The organism is Williamsia sterculiae (assembly GCF_900156495.1).
GTDB lineage: Bacteria > Actinomycetota > Actinomycetes > Mycobacteriales > Mycobacteriaceae > Williamsia_B > Williamsia_B sterculiae.
The window spans coordinates 573,515-594,172 of record NZ_FTNT01000002.1 but is presented as its reverse complement, the minus strand read 5'-3'; the positions used below and the strand labels follow the sequence as shown (position 1 = coordinate 594,172).

Here is a 20,658-nt window from a genome sequence, read left to right as displayed (position 1 = left end):
TCAGCCTGCCGTTCCGGAGGTAGCGCGTCCCTTGGCACCCTCGGTGCCCAGAACACGTGCGGCCAGTGTCGAGGCGAGGTCACCGACGTCGCCCTTGGCGACCTCTGCCGCCTTCTCGCCCTCGCTGCGGAGATCGTTCGTCGCCGCCGACAGCGCCTTGTCGGACTCGTCGGTCGCCCGCTTGCGCATCCCCTCGAGGTGTTCGCGACCTTTCGCACGGGCCTCGTCGCGAATGCCGGTGGCCTCACCACGGGCATCCTTCATCTCGGCCTCGTACTGTGACCGCGCGTCATCGAATTTCTTCGTCGCGGCCCGGTTGTTCTCCGTGGTCTGCGCGACGATCGATTCCCGCTCGTCGAGCACCTTCTTGATCGGCGGCACGACGAACTTCGTGATGACCGCGAGCACGATCAGGAAGATGATCAGGACGACGAAGAACGTCCCGTTCGGGATGAGGAAGTTGCTTGCGGCGAGCGACATGACGTCCTTACCTGGCCGTGCCTGTTACTTGGACGAGATCGGGTTGGCGAAGACGAACAACGCCATGAAAGCCAGATTGATGAAGTACGCGGCCTCGACCAGACCCACCGTGATGAAGAACGGGGTGAACAGGCGGCTCTGTGCCTCCGGCTGACGCGCGATTCCGGCGATCAGCTGTGCACCGGCAAGGCCGTCACCGATACCGGCACCGATCGCGCCACCACCGAGGATCAGGCCGCCGCCGATCAATGCGCCCATACCGATTTGTGGATCCATGACTATTTCCCTTTCGCTGATCTGGCAGCTCTTGCCAGTTCGGTTGGCCGACCGCATCCGCGGCCGAACGGTGACCGCTCAGGTCGGTCGTGGTCGTGACCGACGGGTGTCGGCCGGGTTCGGAAGATCAGTGCGCGTCCTCGGACTCCATGGACTGACTGAAGTAGAGGATGGTCAACAAGGAGAAGATGAACGCCTGGATCAACCCGACGAACAGGTCGAACAACTTCCAGATCGCGTTCGGCGCCCACAGGATGTAGGACGGGAACAGGGTGATCAGCGCGACCATGATGCCGCCGGCGAAGATGTTGCCGAAGAGTCGCAGCGACAGCGACACCGGCTTGGCGATCTCCTCGATGATGTTGATCGGCGCCAGGAAGATCACGTGACCCTTGACCAACTTCTTCGGGTAGCCCAGTAGTCCTCGGCGTCGGAATCCCGCGACGTGGTACCCGACGAACACCAGCAGGGCCAGGGCATACACGAAGTTGACGTCCGAGGCCGGCGGCTTGATCCACTCGGCCGCCTTGCCGGTGGCGTCGCCGTATTGCGCGGGCAGAATCGACAGCCAGTTGGCCACCAGGATGAAGGTGAACAGAGCGACGGCCAGCGGGAGCACGAACGGCGCGATCTTCATGCCGATGGCGCTCTCGATCTGACCGCGCATCTGGACGGTGAGGGTCTCCCAGTAGAGCTGGGTCCGGTTGGGGACCCCGGAGGTGTATTTGGAACGCAGGAAGAACGCCAGCGCCAACACGATCACCGCGGCGATCACGGTCCCGATGATGGTGTCGACGTTGACCGTCAGCCCGAAGAGCTGCGCCTCGGTGTGATGCCCGACCTCGATCTTCGATTCGGCCAGATACGACGTGTCGCTCATGACTGCTTGCGGAGTCCTTTCATCACAGGGATCACGGTGGCCAGCACCAAGATCACCTGACACACGGCGAGGCCGAACATGACGCCCAGGCCCTCGGGTCGGAAGAAGAAGGCGATCACCAGCGCCACCACGGTGATGATGCCGAGACGGACCGCCGAGTTCAGCACCACGGGCCGCTTCCGTGGCTCGTCCTCGGCGGTCGCCGCGGCGACCGAGGCTTGCACGAGTTTCGCGTTGGTGATGCTCAGCGCGGCGCCGACGGCGAACCAGACGCCGAACAGGATGTGACCGAGCAGACCACTGATGACCAGGGCGGCGACCACGGCCAGACCGGCGATGACGGCGGGTCGCACCAGGTCGGTGGGCGCCTGCGGATAGACGGGTAACGAGTCAGGCGCTGACGTCGTCATCTGCGTCTCCTCCAGGTCGCGGCGTCGACCATTGACGCCGTTGGGCCCACTGCCCTCAGGGGCGACAGCACACATCGTGTGGTCGTCACGTCGGGCGATCACTGTGACCCTATCAACACCCACGGGTGGCCGTGGGTACCGGGCCAGGATCCTATTTGCCGAGCATGCGAGTGGTTTCCCGCCTCGACTACTACACGTCATAGTACTGATGCGGGTAAACGGTTGGTCAAGGGGGTCGGCGGGTCAGCGACCGCGACCCGCTCCGGTGGCCAGGCGACGCGCTCGGGCCACCGTCCCCTGTCGCCGCAGTCGCGGGACGATGGTCGCGATCAGGGCGAACACCAGTCCGGCCGCCAGGGCCGGGGCCACCGCGGTGACGGGGAACAGCCTGGTCGCGGCCGCGCTGAAGGCCAGAACCCCCACCCACAGATAGATGAGAAGAACCACCCGCCGGTGGCTGTGTCCGAGTTCGAGCAAGCGGTGGTGCAGGTGCATCTTGTCCGGGGTGTAGAAGCCGACCCCGGCCCGGGTGCGGCGGATGACGGCCAGCAGCATGTCCAGCATCGGGATGAACATCACCGCTGCGACCAGCACCAACGGCGACAGCAGGGTGAACACGTCGGCCGGACCGTAGGCGGTGATGGCCACGCGTCCGGACGCGCTCGTCGAGGCCGCGGCGAGCACCAGTCCGATGAACATCGACCCGGAGTCCCCCATGAAGATCCGGGCGGGTTGGAAGTTGTGCGGCAGGAACCCCAGACAGGCCCCGGCCAGCGACGCTGCGATCAGCGCAGGCGGGTAGAAGCTGACGTTGCCACCCTGGCTGTGCAGGAGCCCGATGGCGAACAGCCCGATGGCCAGCGACGCGATGACCGCCAGACCCGCCGCGAGACCGTCGAGACCATCGACGAAGTTCATCGCGTTGATGGTGGCCACCGTGATCACCACCGTCAGCAACCCCGACTGGAAGGGGTCCAGGATCAGCGCGCGCTGGTCGCCGAAGGGTATGGGGAGCACCGTCCAACTGACACCCATCAGCACCAGTACGCCGGCCGCGGTGAGCTGTCCGACGAACTTGGTGAGCGCGTCGAGACCCCAACGGTCGTCGACTATGCCCACCGCGACGATCACGGCGCCCGCGACGATCACCGCGTTGGTGTCGTGGGTGTAGAGGAAGCCGCGGTTGAGGGCCGGGAGCTGCTGGGCCAGCAGGATCGCCGCGACCACACCGGTGTACATACCCACCCCACCGAGCCGAGGGGTGGGGACGGCGTGCACGTCGCGGGCGCGCGGAACCGCGACGGCCCCGGTACGGATGGCCAGCACTCGCACGATCGCGGTGGCCAGGTACGCGATGAACATCGCCGCGAGCAACACCAGCAGCAGTTCGCGCAGGGGGACCCCGGCGCCGGCGGTGCCCACTCCCTCGGCGAGGGTCGTGGCCGTACCCGGCGCCGCGACCTGCAGCACAGCGGGCGTCGACATCGCCACAACGGTACTAGCGTGTCCTCGACGATCGGCGTCGACGCTCTGGTGTCAGGTCGACGGGTCCGTCGGCCGTGGTCGGCTCAGGAATTCCGCGACGCGTGTGCGCAAACGGTCGAGTGTGCGCGCACCCTCCCCTGTCGCCGGATCGGCCCGGAGGGCGTCGGTGATCACGCCGGCCACCACCACGGCGTCGTCGGGCCGCACCCCCTGCGCGGTCGACCCCGCCGTACCGATTCGGACACCCGAGCCCTCGACGGCGGGTCTGCGGTCGAACGGGAGCACCGCCTTGTCACAGACGATGCCTGCCCGTCCGAGCCGGTCGCGGGCCGTACGGCCGCTGATGCCGAACGGGCCGACGTCGATCACCGCGAGGTGCATGTCGGTGCCGCCGGTGACCACCCGCAGCCCCGCGCGCTCGAGTTCGTCGCACAACGCGGCACAGGTGGTCACGGCGTCGCGCACGTATGCGGCGAAGGCGTCGGTGCCCGCGTCGGCGAAGGCGACCGCCTTACCCGCGATGGCGTTCATCGCCGGGCCGCCCTGGACGAAGGGGTACACGGCCTTGTCGATCGCGTGGGCGTGTTCCCGACGCGACAGGATGAACCCGCCGCGCGGACCGCGCAGCACCTTGTGCGTCACGCCGGTCACCACATCGGCGACGCCGACCGCCGAGGGCAGCACGTCGGCCGCGAACAACCCGCACAGGTGCGCGGCGTCCACCCAGAGGATCGCCTCGATCTCGTCGGCGATGGACCGCATCACCGCGAAGTCGATGGCCCGCGGGTACGACGACGCGCCCGCGACCAGCATCCGCGGCCGATGGACGAGAGCGAGTTCGCGCAGCTGGTCATAGTCGATGAGCTCGGTGTCCGCACGCACCCCGTAACCCGACGGGCTGAACCAACGGCCGGAGAAGTTGGCCCGAGATCCGTGACTCTGGTGGCCGCCGTGGTCGAGCCGCAACGCCAGCACCGGGTCACCGGGTTGTGCGAACGCCGCGTACACGGCCACGTTCGCCGACGTCCCCGAATGCGGTTGGACGTTGGCGTGCTCGGCTCCGAACAGGTCGCGAGCCCGACGCGTCGCCAGGTCCTCGAGGTCGTCGACGACGTCGCAACCGGCGTGGTACCGCGCCCCCGGATAACCCTCGGCATACTTGGCGGCGAAGGCCGAACCCAGTGCGGCATCGACGGCCGGGATGGCGGGGTTCTCCGAGGCGATCAGTTGCAGGGTGGTGCGGCGACGGTCTGCTTCCCGCGCGACGAGGTCATCCACCTCGGGGTCGCGGAACGCGGTTCCGGTGGGCTGCTCGGCGACGTGCGGGCGGCTCGACATCCACCCATTGTCCCGCGCATGCCTTCCGGGGGCAGCGATATCGCGGCGTCCGCGGCTCGCTCGGATCGGCGCCGCCGCGTCACCCGTGCAGAGCGGCGGCGTCCACGCCGACCACGTCGGCGATCTGCTCGACACCGACCGCTCCGACTCGGAGGATGCGCGGGGTCTCGCCGGTGACGTCGACGATCGTGGAGGGGGTGCCCACCTCGGCGTCACCACCGTCGAGGTAGACCGACACCTCGTCGCCGAGCATGTCGCGGGCCGCTTCCGCGGTCACCGCCGGCGGACGTCCGGAGATGTTGGCGCTCGAGACCGCCATCGGACCGACCTCACGCAGTATCTCTATCGCGATCGGATGCAACGGCATCCGAATCATCACGGTGCCGCGGGTGTCCCCGAGGTCCCAGGCCAGCGACGGCGCCTGCTGTACGACCAGACTCAGGCCGCCGGGCCAGAACGCCTGCACGAGATCACGTGCCGTCTGCGAGACGGACAGCACCAGACCGTCGACGGTGTTCCACGACCCCACCAGTACCGGCACCGGCATGTCCCGTCCGCGACCTTTGGCCGCGAGCAGGGCGGCCACGGCCTCGGAGTCGAAGGCGTCGCAGCCGAGACCGTAGACGGTGTCGGTGGGCATCACGATGAGGCGCCCGGCACGGGCCGCGCCGACGGCCGCGGTGATCCCTGCGGAACGCGAGTCGGGCTGGCTGCAGTCGAACACGGTGCTCACGGCAGTCATCCTGCCAGAGCACCGGACCCGGTTCGGCGTGCGGTGACGAAGCGGTCGTGGCCGACCAGATCGAGGTGCTGCTCGATGTCGACGAAGCCCCCATGTCGTCGGAAGGCATCGATCACCGCGGCACCGGTCGTGTCGTCGTGTTCGACGGCACAGCGTCCCCCGTCGGTGAGGAGGCGGGCGATCACCGTGATCATCGGGACGATGACCGCCATCCCGTCCAGGCCGCCGAACAGTGCGGACGCGGGGTCGTGGTCGAGCACCTCCGGCGGCAGGTCGTCGGTCAGCGGCACATAGGGCGGGTTGGCCACCACCAGGTCGGTAGCACCGGCCAGATCGAGCCGCTGCGGCAGGGCGGGATCCGTGGCGTCGTCCCCGACCACCGTGATGCTCCGCCCACCCGCCACTCGTTGCGCTGTGGAGTTGCGGCGCAACCAGATCAGCGCGTGTTCGGACAGCTCCACCGCGATCACCGCCGCGGTGGGGCGTTCCCTGGCGATGGACAGCGCCAACGCCCCGCTACCGCTGCACAGGTCGACGACCGCGGGTCGCGCGTCCGGTCGATCCGGCAGCGTGCTCAGCGCCCACGCCAGCAGACCCTCGGTCTCCGGACGCGGGATGAACACACCCGGGCCGACCTGCAGCTCGAGGCCGCCGAAATGCGCATGGCCCGTGAGGTGTTGCAGCGGAACGCGGGTGGCCCGGGCAGCGACCAGCTCGTCGAAGGCGGCCGTGGCGACCTCGTCGAGGCCGTCGAGAGCTATCAGCCGCCCCCGCTCGACGCCGGTGACGTGGGCGAGCAGCAGTTCGGCATCCACTCGCGGGCTCTGGGCCCCCGCCGCGGCCAGGATCCGGGTGGCCGCGCGCAGCGCCTCATCGATGCGGATGGGCACGTGCTCATTCCGCCGTGAGGCGGGCCTGACGATCGGCGGCGACCAACGCGTCGAGTAATCCGTCGAGCTCACCGTCGAGCACCGCGTCGAGGTTGTGCGCCTTGTACCCGATGCGGTGGTCGGTGATCCGGTTCTCCGGGAAGTTGTAGGTCCGGATGCGTTCCGAACGGTCGACGGTGCGCACCTGCGCGGCCCGGCCCTCGGCGGCGTCGGCCTGGGCCTGCTCCTCGGCGAGGGACTGCAGACGCGCCGACAGCACCTGCATGGCGCGCGCCTTGTTCTGCAACTGCGATCGTTCGTTCTGGCAGGTCACCACGATGCCGGTCGGCAGATGGGTGAGTCGCACCGCGGAATCGGTGGTGTTCACCCCCTGACCGCCCTTGCCGGAACTGCGGTAGACGTCCACCCGCAGGTCGGATTCGTCGATCTGCACCGCCTCGACGGCGTCCGGTTCCGGGTAGACCAGCACCCCGGCCGCCGACGTGTGGATGCGGCCCTGTGACTCGGTGACCGGCACCCGCTGCACCCGGTGCACCCCGCCCTCGAACTTCATCCGCGCCCACACCCCGTCGGGGGTGTCGGCCGCGGACCGCACGGAGATGGTGGCGTCCTTGTATCCACCCAGGTCGGATTCGGTGAGTCCCAGGATCTGGGCTCTCCACCCGTGGCGCTCGCAGTACCGCACATACATGCGGGCCAGGTCGGAGGCGAACAGCGCGGATTCCTCGCCGCCCTCCCCCGACTTGATCTCCAGCACCACGTCGTCACCGTCGTGGGGGTCGCGGGGGGCGAGTTGGTCGGTGAGGGTCGAGTCCAGCGACGCCACCAGCTGCTCGAGGTCGGGGATCTCCGTGGCGAAAGCAGGATCGTCGGCGGCCAGCTCGCGGGCCGCCTGCAGATCCTCGGTCGCGGCGCGCAACCGGGTGTACGTGGACATGATCGGGGCGAGTTCGGCGAACCGTTTACCCGCCCGTCGCGCCGACGCGGGGTCGTCGTGCAGCGCCGGGTCGGACAGCTGCTGTTCCAGACCGGCGTGTTCGGCGAGGATGTCGTCGATCGCCGACGGTTGGGTCGGGTTGGTCATCACTGCTCCGATCGCGGACCGCCGACCGTGGGCGGTCGACGATGGGACGTGTGACCGGGGTGCTGCGTACGGCGGTCACCCCCGTACAGACGAACGACGCCCGACCCCGTGCGTGATACACGGGTCCGGGCGTCGGTCGGGGCAGCTACTTGGCGGCGTCCTTGGCCCCTGCGTTGCGCTTGCCGTACCGCTTCTCGAAGCGGGCGACGCGACCGCCCGTGTCCAGGATCTTCTGCTTGCCGGTGTAGAACGGGTGGCACTGCGAGCAGACCTCGACGTTGATCTGGCCGTTCGCGGCCGTGCTCCGCGTGCTGAACGTGTTGCCGCAACCACACACGACGGTGGTGTCGACGTACTCGGGATGGATTCCCTGCTTCATCTCTGGTGTCCCTTTCGTGGTCGCCGGGTCACCTGCACCGCAGGTGTGAACCGGAACCGGACTCGATTGCTCTCATCGCACGCCCACCGGCGCGTGACCTGGCGATTGTGCCAGAACTCGCGCTCTGGGCTAAATCGGCTTGTCGATCGCCGACCGACTGCGACGTGCTCAACGCCGGATCGGGCCGCACTATTCCGGCGGGCCACCGATGCCGGGGTCGTCAGTCGTCGACCATGGCTCCCGGCGCATTGCTCTGCACCTGCCGCAGGAACTCGATGTTGTTCTTGCTCTTCTTCAGTTGGCTGATGAGCAGGTCGATGGCCTGCTGGGAGTCCAGACCGGACAGCACCCGGCGGAGCTTGTGCATGATGCCGAACTCCTCGGCCGACATCATCAGCTCGTCCTTACGAGTGCTGGACTGGTTGACGTCGACAGCCGGGAAGACCCGACGCTCGGCGATCTTGCGGTCCAGTTTCAGCTCGGCGTTACCCGTGCCCTTGAACTCCTCGAAGATCACCGTGTCACCGGTCGACCCGGTCTCGACCAGCGCCGAGGCGATGATCGTCAGCGATCCGCCGTTCTCGATGTTGCGGGCCGCGCCGAGGAACCGCTTGGGCGGGTACAGCGCGGTGGAGTCCACACCACCGGAGAGGATGCGACCCGACGCCGGCGAGGCGTTGTTGTAGGCACGACCCAGTCGGGTGATGGAGTCCAACAACACCACCACGTCCTGCCCCTGTTCGACCAGGCGCTTGGCCCGCTCGATGGCCAGCTCGGCGACCGAGGTGTGGTCCGACGGCGGGCGGTCGAAGGTGGAGGCGATGACCTCACCCTTCACCGACCGCTGCATATCGGTGACCTCCTCCGGTCGCTCGTCCACCAACACCACCATCAGGTGGCATTCGGGGTTGTTGGTGGCGATCGCGTTGGCGATGTCCTGCAGCACCGTGGTCTTACCGGCCTTGGGCGGCGACACGATGAGCGCTCGCTGACCCTTGCCGATCGGCATGACCAGGTCGATGACCCGGGTGTCGAGTTGCTCCGGCCGAGTCTCCAGTCGCAGCCGCTCGTTGGGGTACAGCGGGGTCAGCTTGGTGAACTCCGGTCGCCGACGCGCGCTGTCGACGTCGGTGCCGTTCACAGTGTCCAGTCGCACCAGCGGATTGAACTTCTGGCGCTGGTTGGACTGCTCACCGTCGCGCGGGAGCTTCACCGCACCCGTCAATGCGTCACCGCGCCGCAGACCGTTCTTACGGACCAGGTTCATCGAGACGTAGACATCGTTCGGGCCTGCCAGGTAACCGGACGTGCGCACGAATGCGTAGTTATCCAGCACGTCGAGGATGCCCGCCACCGGCTGCAACACGTCGTCGTCGGAGACCTGTGGGTCGGCGTTGTCACCGTCGCGGTCGCGTCCACGACGCCGCTCTCGGAACCGACGTCCCCGACGTCCGCGGCCGACGCCGTCCTCGTCGTCGCGGTTGTTGTTGTCCGACTGGGGCCCGTTGTTCCCCGAACCGTTGCCCGAGGCGTTGTTGTTGCGGTTGCCGCCGGAGTTGCGGTTGTTGTTCTGACCCCGGTTGCCGTCACCCCGGTTGTCGTTCTGGTTCCGGTTGTCGTTCCGGTTCCCCTGGTTGTCACCCCGCTGCTGATCCCGGTTGTCGGTGCGACCACCGCCCTCGCGGTTGGCATTGCCATCGCGGTTGCCGTTGTTGCCCTCGCGGTTGCTGTTGTTGCCCTCGCGGTTGCCGTTACGCCGCCGGGTGCGCTGGCCATCATCGGTGCGCGCATCGGCGTCGGCGCTCTCCCCGCGCGGCGCGGCGTCCGGTCGGGATTTCTCCTCGCCGGTGCGCTCGCCGCGGATGTCCGACCGAGCCGACTCCGGCGAGGACGTCGCGGGCGGTGTCGCGTCGACGTGCTTGTCCGCCGCCGCGGGCGCCGCGGCGGCGGACTCTTCGGCGGGGGACGTGGTGGCCGCGGCGGGTGTCTGCGCGGTCGCGTCGGCCGCAGCCTTGTCGATCGCCGTCTTCTCGCCTGGGGTCTTGTCGCCCGGGGTCTTGTCGCCCGGGGTCTTGTCGCCTGGCGACTTCTCTCGCGGGGTCTTGGTCGGCGCCGACTGCGAGGCGGGTGCGGTCTTCGGGTCGCTTCCCGAGCCGCTCTGTCGCGCCTGGATCGCGGCGATGAGGTCACCCTTGCGCATGCCGGAGGTGCCCTTGATGCCGAGGTCGCCCGCCAGTGCGCGCAACTCGGTGAGCACCATCCCCGACAACCCGCCGGCGCGTTTGGACGCGGTCTTGGCCGCCGGCGTCGCCTCGGTGTCGATCACTGTGGTGGTGATGAGGTCCGTATCCGTCACGGATATCCTTTCGTCCCCCGCGCCGTGTCGATGGCGCGATGGGTCATAGAGCATCCCTCTGTCGTCTCAGGGGGACAGTCCACACTCGATGGTGGAGTGAAGTTCAGGTGTCGCAGCCGCTGACCGGGTGTCGCCCGGTGTGCCGACGCGCCTCGATCCGACTGCGGTCTACGTCGGTCCTCAGGAAACCGTGGGCCGATGAGTGCGGAGACCGGATCATGGATCACACTGCCGACGATCGACGACGCATCGTACGCATCTCCAGGGCGAACTGGACATCGACAGCCGACGAGGATCGTGAGCGACGAGCGCCACTGCCGACACAGATCGACGCGGTGTGACGGACCCATGCTAACCACGCGATCGCCCGGCGGCAACACCCGGGCCGCCTCGTACAGCGGCGTGTCGCGCTCAGGCGATCTCGACCCCGCCGGCGATGGGCAGTTCGCGGACCGCGAACCCCTGGTCGGTGGCCACGCCCACCGCACGCTCGGGCAACGGCTCCACACCCAGGACGAGCACGGTGGGTCCGGCACCGGAGATGCTGGCCGCGAGACCAGAGCTGCGCATCGCCTCCACCACCGCCGCGCTCTGCGGCAGCACCGGCGCTCGATAGTCCTGATGCAACCGGTCCGCGGTGGCGGCGACCAGCGACGTGGGGTCGCTGGTCAGCGAGTGAACGCAGAGCGCGGCGCGGCTGACGTTGAAGACGGCGTCCGCCCGCGGCACGGTGTCGGGCAGCAGCCCGCGCGTCATGTTCGTCGACGATTCGAACATCGGGATCAACGCGGTGGCCCGGATCGCAGGGTGCACCGCGAGCCGGTGCGCCCGGTACACCGCGGTATCGCCGATCGTCTCCACCCAGGTGACCACACCACCGCCGAGCACACTGGCCGCCGCATTGTCGGGGTGTCCCTCGAATTCGCTTGCCAGTTGAATCAGTTCGTCGTCGGTCATCTGGTCGGCCAAGCCTGCGTTGGCGATCAATCCCGAGGCGGCCGCCAGTCCACCGACCACTGCGGCGGCCGACGACCCCAGTCCCCGTGAGTGCGGGATGCGGCTCTCGCACCGGACGGCGAGGCCGGGGGCGTGCACGCCGGAGGCGTCCAGACCTCGGCGGATGGCGATGACCACGAGATGACGTTCGTCGCGGGGCACGGCGTCGGCGGCCTCGCCGAAGACGTCCACGTGGACTCCCTCGTCGACGACGGTCACCTCGATGTCGTCGTGGATGCCCAAAGCCAGACCCAGGCAGTCGAATCCGGCACCGAGGTTGGCGCTCGACCCGGGGACGCGCACCCGGGTCGTGGTTCCGATCGGCAGGGTCTGGGTCATGGTCTCGCTAGCGAAGTCCGAGAGCATCTGCCACAGCTATCGGATCCACCGGGATGGCCTGGACCACGGGAACACCCGCCAATGCGGTGTCCGGGTCCTTGAGTCCGTTGCCGGTCACCGTGCACACCACGGTCGATCCGGGCTCCACCCAGCCGTCCGCGCGCGCCGCCAACAGCCCCGCAACACCTGCGGCGGAGGCCGGTTCGACGAAGACGCCTTCCCTGCCCGCAATCAACCGATAGGCCTCGAGGAGTTTCTCGTCGGTGGCGGCCCGGAACTGTCCGTGGGACTCGTCGCGCGCGGCGACCGCCTGGTTCCAGCTGGCCGGGGATCCGATGCGGATGGCGGTGGCCACGGTCTCGGGTTCCTTCACCGGCTCACCGGTCACCAGAGGCGCCGCCCCTGCCGCCTGCACGCCGAGCATCCGTGGGGTGGAGTCGACGATCCCGTCGTCCCGGTACTCCCGGTAGCCCTTCCAGTAGGCGGTGATGTTGCCGGCGTTACCGACCGGCAGGGCGTGGATGTCCGGGGCGCGCCCGAGGACATCCATGATCTCGAACGCCGCGGTCTTCTGGCCCTCGATACGAGCCGGGTTCACCGAGTTCACCAGTTCGATCTCGCCGAATTCCGCGGTGGCCTTGCGGGCCAACTCCAGACAGTCGTCGAAATTTCCCTGGACCTGGATGATCTTCGCCCCGTGCATCACCGCCTGGGCCAGTTTGCCCATCGCGATCTTGCCCTCGGGGATCAATACGGCGCAGGTGATGCCCGCGCGGGTCGCGTAGGCGGCCGCCGACGCCGACGTGTTGCCGGTGGAGGCGCACAGCACAGCGGTCTTACCGTGGTTCACCGCCTCGCTGACGGCCATGGTCATGCCGCGGTCCTTGAACGACCCCGTCGGGTTGAGCCCCTCCACCTTGAGATAGACCTCGCAGTCGGTGATCTCGGACAGGTGGTGGGCGGCGATCAACGGGGTGCCTCCCTCGAGCAGCGTGACCACCTTCCAGTCCACGCCGACCGGTAGGCGATCACGGTAGGCCTCGATCAGACCCGGCCAGGCGCGGTGGACCGCTCCTGTCGCGTCGACGGTGCTGTTCATCGGGTTGCCTCCCGCTTGTTCGTGTCGGTCCAGTTCGATCCGGCCCTGTTCTCCGCCCGCCGCTCATCGGCGCGGATGCCGAACGTCGTGCTCCTACTCATCGGTCCCCTCGAGCCGCAACACACTGGACACGCTCAGCACCGAGTCCAGGTCCTGCAGCGCCTCGATGGTGTCGGACAGGGCGACGTCGCGGGCTCGGTGGGTCACCACCACCAGCCGCGCATCGTCGCCGGCCCCTTCCTGCCGCACCGTGGAGATGCTGACATCGCGGGACGAGAACTCACCGGCCACGGCGGAGAGGACTCCGGGCCTGTCGGCTACCCGCATCGAGACGTAATAGCGGGTCAGGGCATCGTCGATCGGCGCGACCGGCAGCGAGGCGTATGTCGACTCCAACGGGCCGCGACCACCGTGCACCTTGTTGCGCGCAGCCATCACCAGGTCGCCGAGCACCGCAGATGCGGTCGGTGCGCCGCCCGCACCCTGGCCGTAGAACATCAGCCGGCCGGCGTTCTCCGCCTCGACCACCACCGCGTTGAAGGCACCGCCGACGCCGGCGAGGGGATGGGAGAGCGGGACCAGGGCGGGATAGACTCTTGCGGAGATCCGTTCCCGCCCATCGGGATCGACGAATCGCTCGCAAATCGACAGCAGTTTCACGGTGCAGTCCAACTTCTTCGCCGACTCCAGGTCGTCGACCGTGATCGACGAGATACCTTGTCGATGCACGTCGGCGGCGGTGACACGACTGTGGAACGCGATCGAGGCCAGGATCGCCGCCTTGGCCGCAGCGTCATACCCCTCCACGTCTGCGGTGGGATCGGCCTCCGCGTAACCGAGACGGCCTGCCTCGGCCAGCACGGTGTCGTAGTCGTCGCCGTCGGCGTCCATCGCGGAGAGGATGAAATTGGTGGTGCCGTTGACGATGCCCGCGACCCGGGTCACGGTGTCACCGGCCAGCGACTGCATCAGCGGCCGGATCACCGGTATCGCACCGGCCACCGCCGCCTCGAAATAGAGATCCACCTTGGCGTCGGCGGCCGCCGACGCCAATTCACCGGTGTAATCGGCCAGCAACGCCTTGTTGGCGGTCACCACGGACTTGCCGTGCTCCAGCGCGGTCCTGATCAGGCTGCGCGGCAGGTCGATTCCACCGATCAGCTCCACCACGATGTCCACATCGTCGCGCACGACCAGGGACGCCGGGTCGTCGGTGACGAGGGAGGCGTCCACACCCCGCCAGCGGGTGATGTCGCGCACCGCGACACCACGCAACTCGATCGCGGCGCCGACCCGTGCGGTCAGATCCTCGGCGTTCTCGTGCAGTATGCGCACGACCTCGGTTCCCACGTTCCCCATCCCGAGGACCGCGACACCGATCGGACGTCGTGACGACTCCGTCACTCGTTCACCTCCAGGCTCAGCAGATCGTGCACCGTCTCGCGCCGCAACAGCAGACGCGCGTGGCCGTCGTCGACCGCCACCACCGCGGGCCGAGTGACCAGGTTGTACCGGCTCGACATCGAGTAGCAGTAGGCACCGGTGGCGGCGACGGCCAACAGGTCACCGGGGGCCACATCGTCGGGGAGCCAACAGTCGCGGATCACGATGTCACCACTCTCGCAGTGCTTCCCGACCACGCGACTGACCACCGCACGGGCATCGGACACCCGCGACGCCAGCCGCACGTCGTATTCCGCCTGATACAGCGAGGTACGGATGTTGTCGCTCATCCCGCCGTCCACCGATACGTAGCGACGCGATGCCCCGGAACCCAGCGGCACGTCCTTGACCGTCCCCACCCGGTACAGGGTGACGGTGCCGGGTCCGGCTATCGCCCGGCCGGGTTCCACGGCGAGTGTGGGCACGGGCAGTCCCAGCAACCGCGACTCGGTGGCCACGATGTCGGCGAGCTTGGTCGCGACCTCGTCGATGGGCGGCGGGTCGTCGGACGGTATGTACGAGATGCCGAGTCCCCCACCGAGATCCAGTACCGACAGCTGTGCGGTCTTGTCGACGCCGAATTCGGCCACGACGTCGCGCAGCAGACCGAGCACCCGGTGTGCGGCGAGTTCGAAACCGTCGAGATCGAAGATCTGCGAACCGATGTGGCTGTGTAGTCCGACCAGGCGCAGGTTGTCGGCGGCAAACACCCGACGTACTGCCTCCATCGCCCGACCACCGGCCAACGAGAACCCGAACTTCTGGTCCTCGTGCGCGGTGGAGATGAATTCGTGAGTGTGTGCCTCGACGCCCACCGTGACGCGGATCAACACGTCCTGCACCACACCGCGTTCGCCGGCGACCGCGTCGAGTCGGCCGATCTCGATCATCGAATCGAGAACCACGTGGCCGACCCCGGCGTCGACCCCGGCGATCAGTTCTTCGACCGATTTGTTGTTGCCGTGCATGGCGATCCGCTCGGCCGGGAACCCCGCGTGCAGGGCGACGGCGAGCTCACCGCCCGAGCAGACGTCGAGGTGCAGTCCTTCGGAATCGATCCATCGCACCACCGCCGTGCACAGAAACGCCTTGGAGGCGTAGTGCACCCGCCCGTTGGGTCCGAATGCGGCGACCATGTCGGCGCACCGGGAGCGGAAGTCGGCCTCGTCGACGACGAACAGCGGGGTGCCGTAGGTCGAGACCAGCTCGTCCACACCGACACCCGCCAGCCGCACCTGTCCGTCGTCGCCGCGGGTCGCGTTGCGCGGCCAGACATGGGCCGGCAGTGCGGCGAGTTCCGCAGGAGCGTTGGGTCGTTCGGCCAGATGCGGGGCAGCCAACAGCTCGGCGTGCCGCGGTCCGGCGGGATGCGCGCTCACATCCGCTCCGGCGCACTGACGCCCACCATGGCCAGACCGTTGCCGAGCACCTGCCGCGCGGACGCGCACAGCGCCAGCCGCGCGCGATGGAGGTCCGCGGGCTCGTCGTCACCCTGCGGCAGCACCCGGCAGCGATCGTAGAAACGGTGATACGAACCGGCGAGGATCTCCAGGTAGCGGCAGACACGATGTGGCTCGCGCAGTTCCGCGGCGGTCCGGATCACCTCCGGGAAGTCGCCGATGGTCCTGATCAGCTCTCCCTCGGCCGGATGCACCAGCAGTTCGAGGTGTTCGGTCGAGGCCGCGAGGCCCAACTGTTCGGCGTTGCGCGCGATCGCCGAGAGCCGCGCGTGGGCATACTGCACGTAGTAGACCGGGTTCTCGTTGGTCTGACTGGTCAGCAGATCGAGGTCGATGTCGATGTTGACGTCCACCGAGGACCGGATCAGCGAATACCGGGCCGCGTCCACCCCGACGGCGTCGATGAGGTCGTCCATGGTGATCACGGTGCCCGCACGCTTGCTCATCCGCACCGGCTTGCCGTCGCGGACCAGGTTGACCATCTGGCCGATGAGCACCTCCACGGTGCTCGGGTCGTCGCCGAGGGCGGCGGCCGCCGCGGTCAACCGCACCACGTAACCGTGATGGTCGGCACCGAGCATGTAGATGCAGAGGGTGGCACCACGCGCCCGCTTGTCGCGGTAGTAGGCGAGGTCACCGGCGATGTAGGCCGCGTCACCGTCGCTCTTGATGACCACGCGGTCCTTGTCGTCACCGTAGTCGGTGGACCGCAGCCACCAGGCGCCGTCCTTCTCGTACAGATTGCCGTTGGCCTTGAGTTCCTCGACGGCCTGCTCGACCATCCCCGAGGTGAACATCTCGTTCTCGTGGGTGAACACGTCGAAGTCGGTGCCGAACTCATGCAGGGTCCGCTTGATGTGGTCGAACATCAGATCCACACCGTGGGCGCGGAAGGTCTCGAGGCGTTCGGTGTCGGGTTGGTCGAGCACGCCGGGGACGTCGGCGACCACCTGCGCGGCGATGTCGTGGATGTAGTCGCCTGCGTACCCGTTGTCGGGAACCGGGAGGCCGCGGGCGGCCGCATCCAGCGACGCGGCGTACCGGTCGATCTGCGCGCCGTGGTCGTTGAAGTAGTACTCGCGGATGACCGCGGCGCCTTGCGCCGTCATCACCCGCCCCAGCGCGTCGCCGACGGCGGCCCATCGGGTACCACCGAGATGGATGGGCCCGGTCGGGTTCGCCGAGACGAACTCCAGGTTGATCACCTGCCCACCCAGCAGATCACCGGTGCCGTAGTCGGCGCCACGATCGAGCACGGTGTCGACGAGTGCGTTCTGGCTCTCCGCGGACAACCGTAGGTTGACGAATCCCGGGCCGGCGACGTCGGCGTCGGCGATCCCGGCCTGCTCGCCCAGTTCGGTGGCCAACCAGCCGGCCAGCTCCCGCGGGTTCGCCCCGGCCCTCTTACCGACCTGGAGCGCGATGTTGGTGGCGTAGTCGCCGTGCTCGGGGTTGCGCGGTCGCTCGATGGTCACCGTCTCGGGCAGCACGGAATCGTCGAGGTCATGGCTGCGCATGACCGTCGAGGTGGCGGCACGGACCACTGACGCGAGATCGGCGGGGTTCACGGCACCCCATCCTATTGGCCCGTCTGTGTCGCCGGAAATCGCGGTGATATCCGCACCGGGTGCGGACCAGTAGACTCTCGGCGCGAACCCTGCCGAAGCCGCCGACGCGAGAGTGACGATGTCATACCAGAGCAGGCCGAACGAACACCGGCCGCAGCAGACCAACTCCTCCCAGAAGACTCCACCGAGATCGCCCGACAAACCGCGTAAGGACCAGAAGCGTCGCTCGGGCAGCGTCCCCGTGGTCAAGGCCGGGGGGAAGCGCCAGCTGCCGTGGCTGACCATCGGCGCCGTCGCGGTGGTCGCGGTGATCATCGCGGCATTGGCCGTCTACCTGGTGCCGAAGTTCCAGTCCAAGCAGGAGGCCCAGAAGTGGGTGCCGACGGCGTCGAATCCGGACCCGTCCAAGGACATCGCCGGGGTCACCAAGGTCTACTACCCCGCGGGCCAGCACGTCACGGCGGCGCAGCGGGTCGCCTACGACCAGTCACCTCCGTTCGGTGGGCCGCACGATCAGGTGTGGGCCACCTGCACCGGCATCGTCTACCCCAAGCCATTGCGTTCGGAGAACGCGGTGCACGCACTCGAGCACGGATCGATCTGGATCACCTACAACCCGGACTCCATCAAGCCCGGTGATCTGGATGCGCTGAAGCAGAAGGTGACCGGCCAGCAGTACACGCTGATGTCGCCGTATCCGGGTCTGAGCTCGCCGATCTCGGTGCAGTCCTGGGGACATCAGCTCAAGCTCGACTCGGCGTCGGATCAGCGAATCGACCACTTCATCACCGCGTTGCGGCGCAACTCCCAGAAGGGGTCGTACTCCGGCCATCCGGATGTCACGACCTACCCAGAGGTCGGCGCCGAGTGCGCGGCCATTCCGGGTGCCTTCGATCCGAGCAATCCGCCCGCCGCGGATTCCGGACCGCTACCCAAGGACGCGGTGCCGATGAACGGCACGGGCACCACCGCGGCCACCGACGAGAACGGCGCCGCGGCACCCACCCCGGCCGGATGAGTTCGCGGAAGATGCCTACAGACACGGAGAACCCGGATTCCGCGGATACCGAGCCCGGTCGGACGGCCCAGGCGCCGAGCCGGGGCTGGCGACGTCAGCTGCCTGCCGTCTTCGGCCTGGGTGCGATCGCTCTGCTGCTGATCGGTGTCGGTGTCGGACTGCTCGTGCAGTCGTCGCTGTCGGACCGTGACGGCGACGATCGCCCGGCCGCGGACTCGGCCGCGGTCGGGTTCGCCCAGGACATGGTGCGCCACCACCAGCAGGGAGTGGAGATGGCCACCATCGAGCTGTACAACGGGTCCGACCCCGCGGTGCGCAACACTGCCTACGACATCCTGACCCAGCAGACCAATCAGGTGGGACAGATGCAGTCCTGGCTGAGTCGCTGGGGATATCCGGCAGACAATCCGGGTACACCGATGGCGTGGATGAAGGGTGACCACGACATGCACGGCATGTCCATGCCGGGGATGTCCATGCCTGCGACATCTCAGAGCACCATGCCATCGGGTTCCATGTCGTCAGGTGGGGCGGAGACACCGCCCATGCCAGGAATGGCGGTGACCAGCGAGATGGACAAGCTGCGGGCGCTGCGCGGACAGCCGCTGGATCTCTACTTCATGCAGTTGATGCTGCGACACCACCAGGGCGGTCTGCCGATGATGCGGTACGCGGCCGACAAGGCACATGTCAGCGAAGGTTACGTGCGTGATCTGGCCCAGCAGATGGTCTCGGTGCAGCAGAATGAGGTGCAGACACTCACGCAGATGATCGCCGAGCGCGGCGGCACCCCGCTGTCGATGAACTGATCGGCCGCTTGTCTCGCGTCCGGCGAAGGTGATCGGGGACGGAAACCACATGGGCATCGACTACACCAAACGACCGGGCAACCAGCAGGCGAATCCACCTGCCGGTGGACCGGGTGTCTCGCTGTCCAAGATCACGTTGACCAAGTCCACCCCGGCCATCTCGTTGACCAAACAGGGTGCCACCACGGGAGAGCTGCGGGTCAACCTGCGCTGGACCGCCCGCGATCCCGGGCAGCGGTCCGGCGGATTCCTCAAGCGCGCGGTGGGTGCGGCCTCGGGCGGGATCGACCTGGATCTGGCGTGCATGTACGAGTTCTCCGACGGCAGCAAGGGCATCGTGCAGGCCCTGGGCAACTCGTTCCGCGCTCCCGCCCAGGGGCGACCCATCATCGTGCTCGACGGTGACGACCGCACCGGCGGTGGCGGCGAGAACATGACCATCGACCTGAGCGCAACCGGTGCGATCCGACGGTTGTTGATCTTCGCGTACATCTACGAGGGCGTACCGAACTGGGCCGCCGCCGACGGCGTGGTCACCTTGGTCCCGGTCCGGGGGCCGGAGATCGAGGTGCGCCTCGACGAACACCAGCAGGGCGCGATGTCGTGTGCGATCGCGTTGGTGGAGAACCGTGGTGGCGAACTGGTGGTGAACCGTGAGGTCCGCTACATCCGCGGGGCGCAGGACGCGGTCGACGCCGCATATGGCTGGGGTATGCAGTGGACCCGCGGCCGTAAGTGACCGTTGGCCCGGCTCAGCGTCGGGAGTACTCCGAGGCCGCCGCGATCTGCTCGTCGGTGGGCCTGACCCCGGTGTAGAGCACGAACTGTTCGGCGGCCTGCAGTGCGATCACCGCGTCGCCGGTGATCACGGGCCGGCCGGAGTCACGGAACGTGCGGGCGAACGGGGTGTCCGGCGGCATCGCCACCACGTCGACACCGGCGGTCGCGGTGGCGACCGCGTCGTGGGTGAACGGTAGGTCGTCGGCCTGCGATCCCCCGCTCATCCCGATGGGGGTGGCGTTGATCAGCAACCGCGGTCGCTGGCCGCCCAGTGCGTCGACCCACCGTGCGTCGTACTTGTCGGCCAGCTCCCGACCGGTCTCCGGGTTACGGGACACCACGGTGATCTCACCGAACCCACTGTCGCGGACCGCCGCCACCACCGCTTTCGCCATCCCACCGCTGCCGGCCACCGCGACATCCCAGGACACGTCGAACCCGCTGTCGCGCAGCAGGTTCGCGACGGCCTGATAGTCGGTGTTGTAGGCGTGCAGGGTGCCGTCGTCGTTGACGATGGTGTTCACCGACTCGATGGCCGATGCGGAATCGTGCATCACGTCGACCATCGGGATCACCGCCTCCTTGTACGGCATCGAGATGCCGGCGCCCCGGATACCCAGACCGCGGATCCCCGCGACGGCGTCGACGAGATCGTGCGCGGTGAACGCCTTATAGACGAAGTCGAGCCCCAGATCGTTGTACAGGTGGTTGTGGAATCGGGTTCCGATGTTCGACGGCCGCCCCGACAGGGAGATGCACACGGTGGTGTCACGGTTCAGGGTGCGGGCGTCGGGGTCCATGCCGGTGACCATATCCCCCACGGGCG

Annotated in this window: 20 protein-coding genes; 3 read left to right on the top strand and 17 right to left on the bottom strand. The window is 67.9% G+C overall.

Features of this window, described 5'->3' with window-relative positions:
* The 16 genes from BW971_RS05555 to argS all read right to left on the bottom strand — a co-directional run bounded on the left by BW971_RS05555 (nucleotide 1) and on the right by argS (nucleotide 17,225).
* Nucleotides 1-480: a F0F1 ATP synthase subunit B gene (locus BW971_RS05555; protein WP_076477236.1), complete on the bottom strand. Its 480-nt coding sequence runs from the start codon at nucleotides 478-480 to the stop codon at nucleotides 1-3.
* Between the two features lie 24 nt (nucleotides 481-504).
* Complete coding sequence (locus tag BW971_RS05550) at nucleotides 505-756, bottom strand: F0F1 ATP synthase subunit C (RefSeq protein WP_076477234.1); 252 nt, start codon at nucleotides 754-756, stop codon at nucleotides 505-507.
* Nucleotides 757-883: 127 nt separating this feature from the next.
* The gene (atpB, locus tag BW971_RS05545; protein ID WP_076477232.1) at nucleotides 884-1,636 is read right to left on the bottom strand and encodes a F0F1 ATP synthase subunit A; all 753 of its coding nucleotides are present in this window, start codon (nucleotides 1,634-1,636) and stop codon (nucleotides 884-886) included.
* Nucleotides 1,633-2,046: an ATP synthase subunit I gene (locus BW971_RS05540; protein ID WP_076477509.1), complete on the bottom strand. Its 414-nt coding sequence runs from the start codon at nucleotides 2,044-2,046 to the stop codon at nucleotides 1,633-1,635. Before BW971_RS05540 ends, atpB begins: the two co-directional genes overlap by 4 nt.
* 243 nt (nucleotides 2,047-2,289) lie before the next feature.
* Nucleotides 2,290-3,531 (bottom strand): glycosyltransferase family 4 protein, encoded by a 1,242-nt coding sequence (locus BW971_RS05535; protein ID WP_143690205.1) that lies wholly within the window; start codon nucleotides 3,529-3,531, stop codon nucleotides 2,290-2,292.
* Nucleotides 3,532-3,582: 51 nt separating this feature from the next.
* Nucleotides 3,583-4,869 (bottom strand): serine hydroxymethyltransferase, encoded by a 1,287-nt coding sequence (locus tag BW971_RS05530; protein ID WP_076477230.1) that lies wholly within the window; start codon nucleotides 4,867-4,869, stop codon nucleotides 3,583-3,585.
* A 79-nt stretch (nucleotides 4,870-4,948) separates the two neighbouring features.
* Nucleotides 4,949-5,602, bottom strand: a complete 654-nt coding sequence (locus BW971_RS05525) for an L-threonylcarbamoyladenylate synthase (RefSeq protein WP_076477505.1) — start codon at nucleotides 5,600-5,602, stop codon at nucleotides 4,949-4,951.
* Between the two features lie 5 nt (nucleotides 5,603-5,607).
* Nucleotides 5,608-6,495, bottom strand: a complete 888-nt coding sequence (gene prmC / locus BW971_RS05520) for a peptide chain release factor N(5)-glutamine methyltransferase (RefSeq protein WP_200799364.1) — start codon at nucleotides 6,493-6,495, stop codon at nucleotides 5,608-5,610.
* Between the two features lie 10 nt (nucleotides 6,496-6,505).
* Nucleotides 6,506-7,585 (bottom strand): peptide chain release factor 1, encoded by a 1,080-nt coding sequence (gene prfA, locus BW971_RS05515; RefSeq protein WP_076477503.1) that lies wholly within the window; start codon nucleotides 7,583-7,585, stop codon nucleotides 6,506-6,508.
* A gap of 145 nt (nucleotides 7,586-7,730) precedes the next feature.
* Complete coding sequence (rpmE, locus tag BW971_RS05510; protein WP_076477226.1) at nucleotides 7,731-7,964, bottom strand: 50S ribosomal protein L31; 234 nt, start codon at nucleotides 7,962-7,964, stop codon at nucleotides 7,731-7,733.
* A gap of 220 nt (nucleotides 7,965-8,184) precedes the next feature.
* Entirely contained in the window at nucleotides 8,185-10,224 is a 2,040-nt protein-coding gene (rho, locus tag BW971_RS05505) for a transcription termination factor Rho (RefSeq protein WP_407701196.1), read from the bottom strand.
* A gap of 507 nt (nucleotides 10,225-10,731) precedes the next feature.
* On the bottom strand, nucleotides 10,732-11,655 hold the full coding sequence (thrB, locus tag BW971_RS05495) for a homoserine kinase (protein ID WP_083709319.1): 924 nt from the start codon (nucleotides 11,653-11,655) through the stop codon (nucleotides 10,732-10,734).
* Between the two features lie 7 nt (nucleotides 11,656-11,662).
* Nucleotides 11,663-12,754 carry a threonine synthase gene (thrC, locus tag BW971_RS05490; RefSeq protein ID WP_076477217.1) on the bottom strand — a complete coding sequence of 364 codons (1,092 nt, stop codon included), beginning with the start codon at nucleotides 12,752-12,754 and terminating at the stop codon, nucleotides 11,663-11,665.
* A gap of 93 nt (nucleotides 12,755-12,847) precedes the next feature.
* The gene (locus tag BW971_RS05485; RefSeq protein WP_076477215.1) at nucleotides 12,848-14,158 is read right to left on the bottom strand and encodes a homoserine dehydrogenase; all 1,311 of its coding nucleotides are present in this window, start codon (nucleotides 14,156-14,158) and stop codon (nucleotides 12,848-12,850) included.
* Entirely contained in the window at nucleotides 14,155-15,576 is a 1,422-nt protein-coding gene (lysA, locus tag BW971_RS05480; RefSeq protein WP_076477213.1) for a diaminopimelate decarboxylase, read from the bottom strand. The genes BW971_RS05485 and lysA overlap by 4 nt, the downstream gene beginning before the upstream one ends.
* Nucleotides 15,573-17,225, bottom strand: coding sequence for an arginine--tRNA ligase (gene argS / locus BW971_RS05475; RefSeq protein WP_076477211.1), 1,653 nt, complete (start codon nucleotides 17,223-17,225; stop codon nucleotides 15,573-15,575). The genes lysA and argS overlap by 4 nt, the downstream gene beginning before the upstream one ends.
* 118 nt (nucleotides 17,226-17,343) lie before the next feature.
* Here argS and BW971_RS05470 point away from each other — a divergent pair, with 118 nt between their 5' ends.
* Genes BW971_RS05470 through BW971_RS05460 form a run of 3 tightly spaced genes read left to right on the top strand, consistent with a single transcriptional unit; the run spans nucleotide 17,344 to nucleotide 19,791 of the window.
* Nucleotides 17,344-18,243, top strand: a complete 900-nt coding sequence (locus BW971_RS05470) for a DUF3105 domain-containing protein (protein ID WP_083709288.1) — start codon at nucleotides 17,344-17,346, stop codon at nucleotides 18,241-18,243.
* 11 nt (nucleotides 18,244-18,254) lie between these two features.
* A complete protein-coding gene (locus BW971_RS05465; RefSeq protein WP_076477499.1) occupies nucleotides 18,255-19,052 on the top strand; it encodes a DUF305 domain-containing protein in 798 nt (265 codons plus the stop codon).
* 49 nt (nucleotides 19,053-19,101) lie between these two features.
* Nucleotides 19,102-19,791 carry a TerD family protein gene (locus BW971_RS05460; protein ID WP_076477498.1) on the top strand — a complete coding sequence of 230 codons (690 nt, stop codon included), beginning with the start codon at nucleotides 19,102-19,104 and terminating at the stop codon, nucleotides 19,789-19,791.
* A 13-nt stretch (nucleotides 19,792-19,804) separates the two neighbouring features.
* Here the strand turns inward: BW971_RS05460 and BW971_RS05455 are convergent, their stop codons facing one another.
* The gene (locus BW971_RS05455) at nucleotides 19,805-20,632 is read right to left on the bottom strand and encodes a shikimate 5-dehydrogenase (RefSeq protein WP_076477496.1); all 828 of its coding nucleotides are present in this window, start codon (nucleotides 20,630-20,632) and stop codon (nucleotides 19,805-19,807) included.
* Nucleotides 20,633-20,658 lie beyond the last annotated feature (26 nt).

Coding starts and splice junctions, on each gene's coding strand:
- BW971_RS05540 (WP_076477509.1), bottom strand. CDS start 2,046: ATGACGACGTCAGCGCCTGACTCGTTACCCGTCTATCCGCAGGCGCCC.
- BW971_RS05530 (WP_076477230.1), bottom strand. CDS start 4,869: ATGTCGAGCCGCCCGCACGTCGCCGAGCAGCCCACCGGAACCGCGTTC.
- thrC (WP_076477217.1), bottom strand. CDS start 12,754: ATGAACAGCACCGTCGACGCGACAGGAGCGGTCCACCGCGCCTGGCCG.
- prfA (WP_076477503.1), bottom strand. CDS start 7,585: ATGACCAACCCGACCCAACCGTCGGCGATCGACGACATCCTCGCCGAA.
- BW971_RS05535 (WP_143690205.1), bottom strand. CDS start 3,531: ATGTCGACGCCCGCTGTGCTGCAGGTCGCGGCGCCGGGTACGGCCACG.
- thrB (WP_083709319.1), bottom strand. CDS start 11,655: ATGACCCAGACCCTGCCGATCGGAACCACGACCCGGGTGCGCGTCCCC.
- rpmE (WP_076477226.1), bottom strand. CDS start 7,964: ATGAAGCAGGGAATCCATCCCGAGTACGTCGACACCACCGTCGTGTGT.
- BW971_RS05460 (WP_076477498.1), top strand. CDS start 19,102: ATGGGCATCGACTACACCAAACGACCGGGCAACCAGCAGGCGAATCCA.
- BW971_RS05550 (WP_076477234.1), bottom strand. CDS start 756: ATGGATCCACAAATCGGTATGGGCGCATTGATCGGCGGCGGCCTGATC.
- BW971_RS05455 (WP_076477496.1), bottom strand. CDS start 20,632: ATGGACCCCGACGCCCGCACCCTGAACCGTGACACCACCGTGTGCATC.
- atpB (WP_076477232.1), bottom strand. CDS start 1,636: ATGAGCGACACGTCGTATCTGGCCGAATCGAAGATCGAGGTCGGGCAT.
- BW971_RS05465 (WP_076477499.1), top strand. CDS start 18,255: ATGCCTACAGACACGGAGAACCCGGATTCCGCGGATACCGAGCCCGGT.
- rho (WP_407701196.1), bottom strand. CDS start 10,224: ATGGTGCTCACCGAGTTGCGCGCACTGGCGGGCGACCTCGGCATCAAG.
- BW971_RS05470 (WP_083709288.1), top strand. CDS start 17,344: ATGTCATACCAGAGCAGGCCGAACGAACACCGGCCGCAGCAGACCAAC.
- BW971_RS05555 (WP_076477236.1), bottom strand. CDS start 480: ATGTCGCTCGCCGCAAGCAACTTCCTCATCCCGAACGGGACGTTCTTC.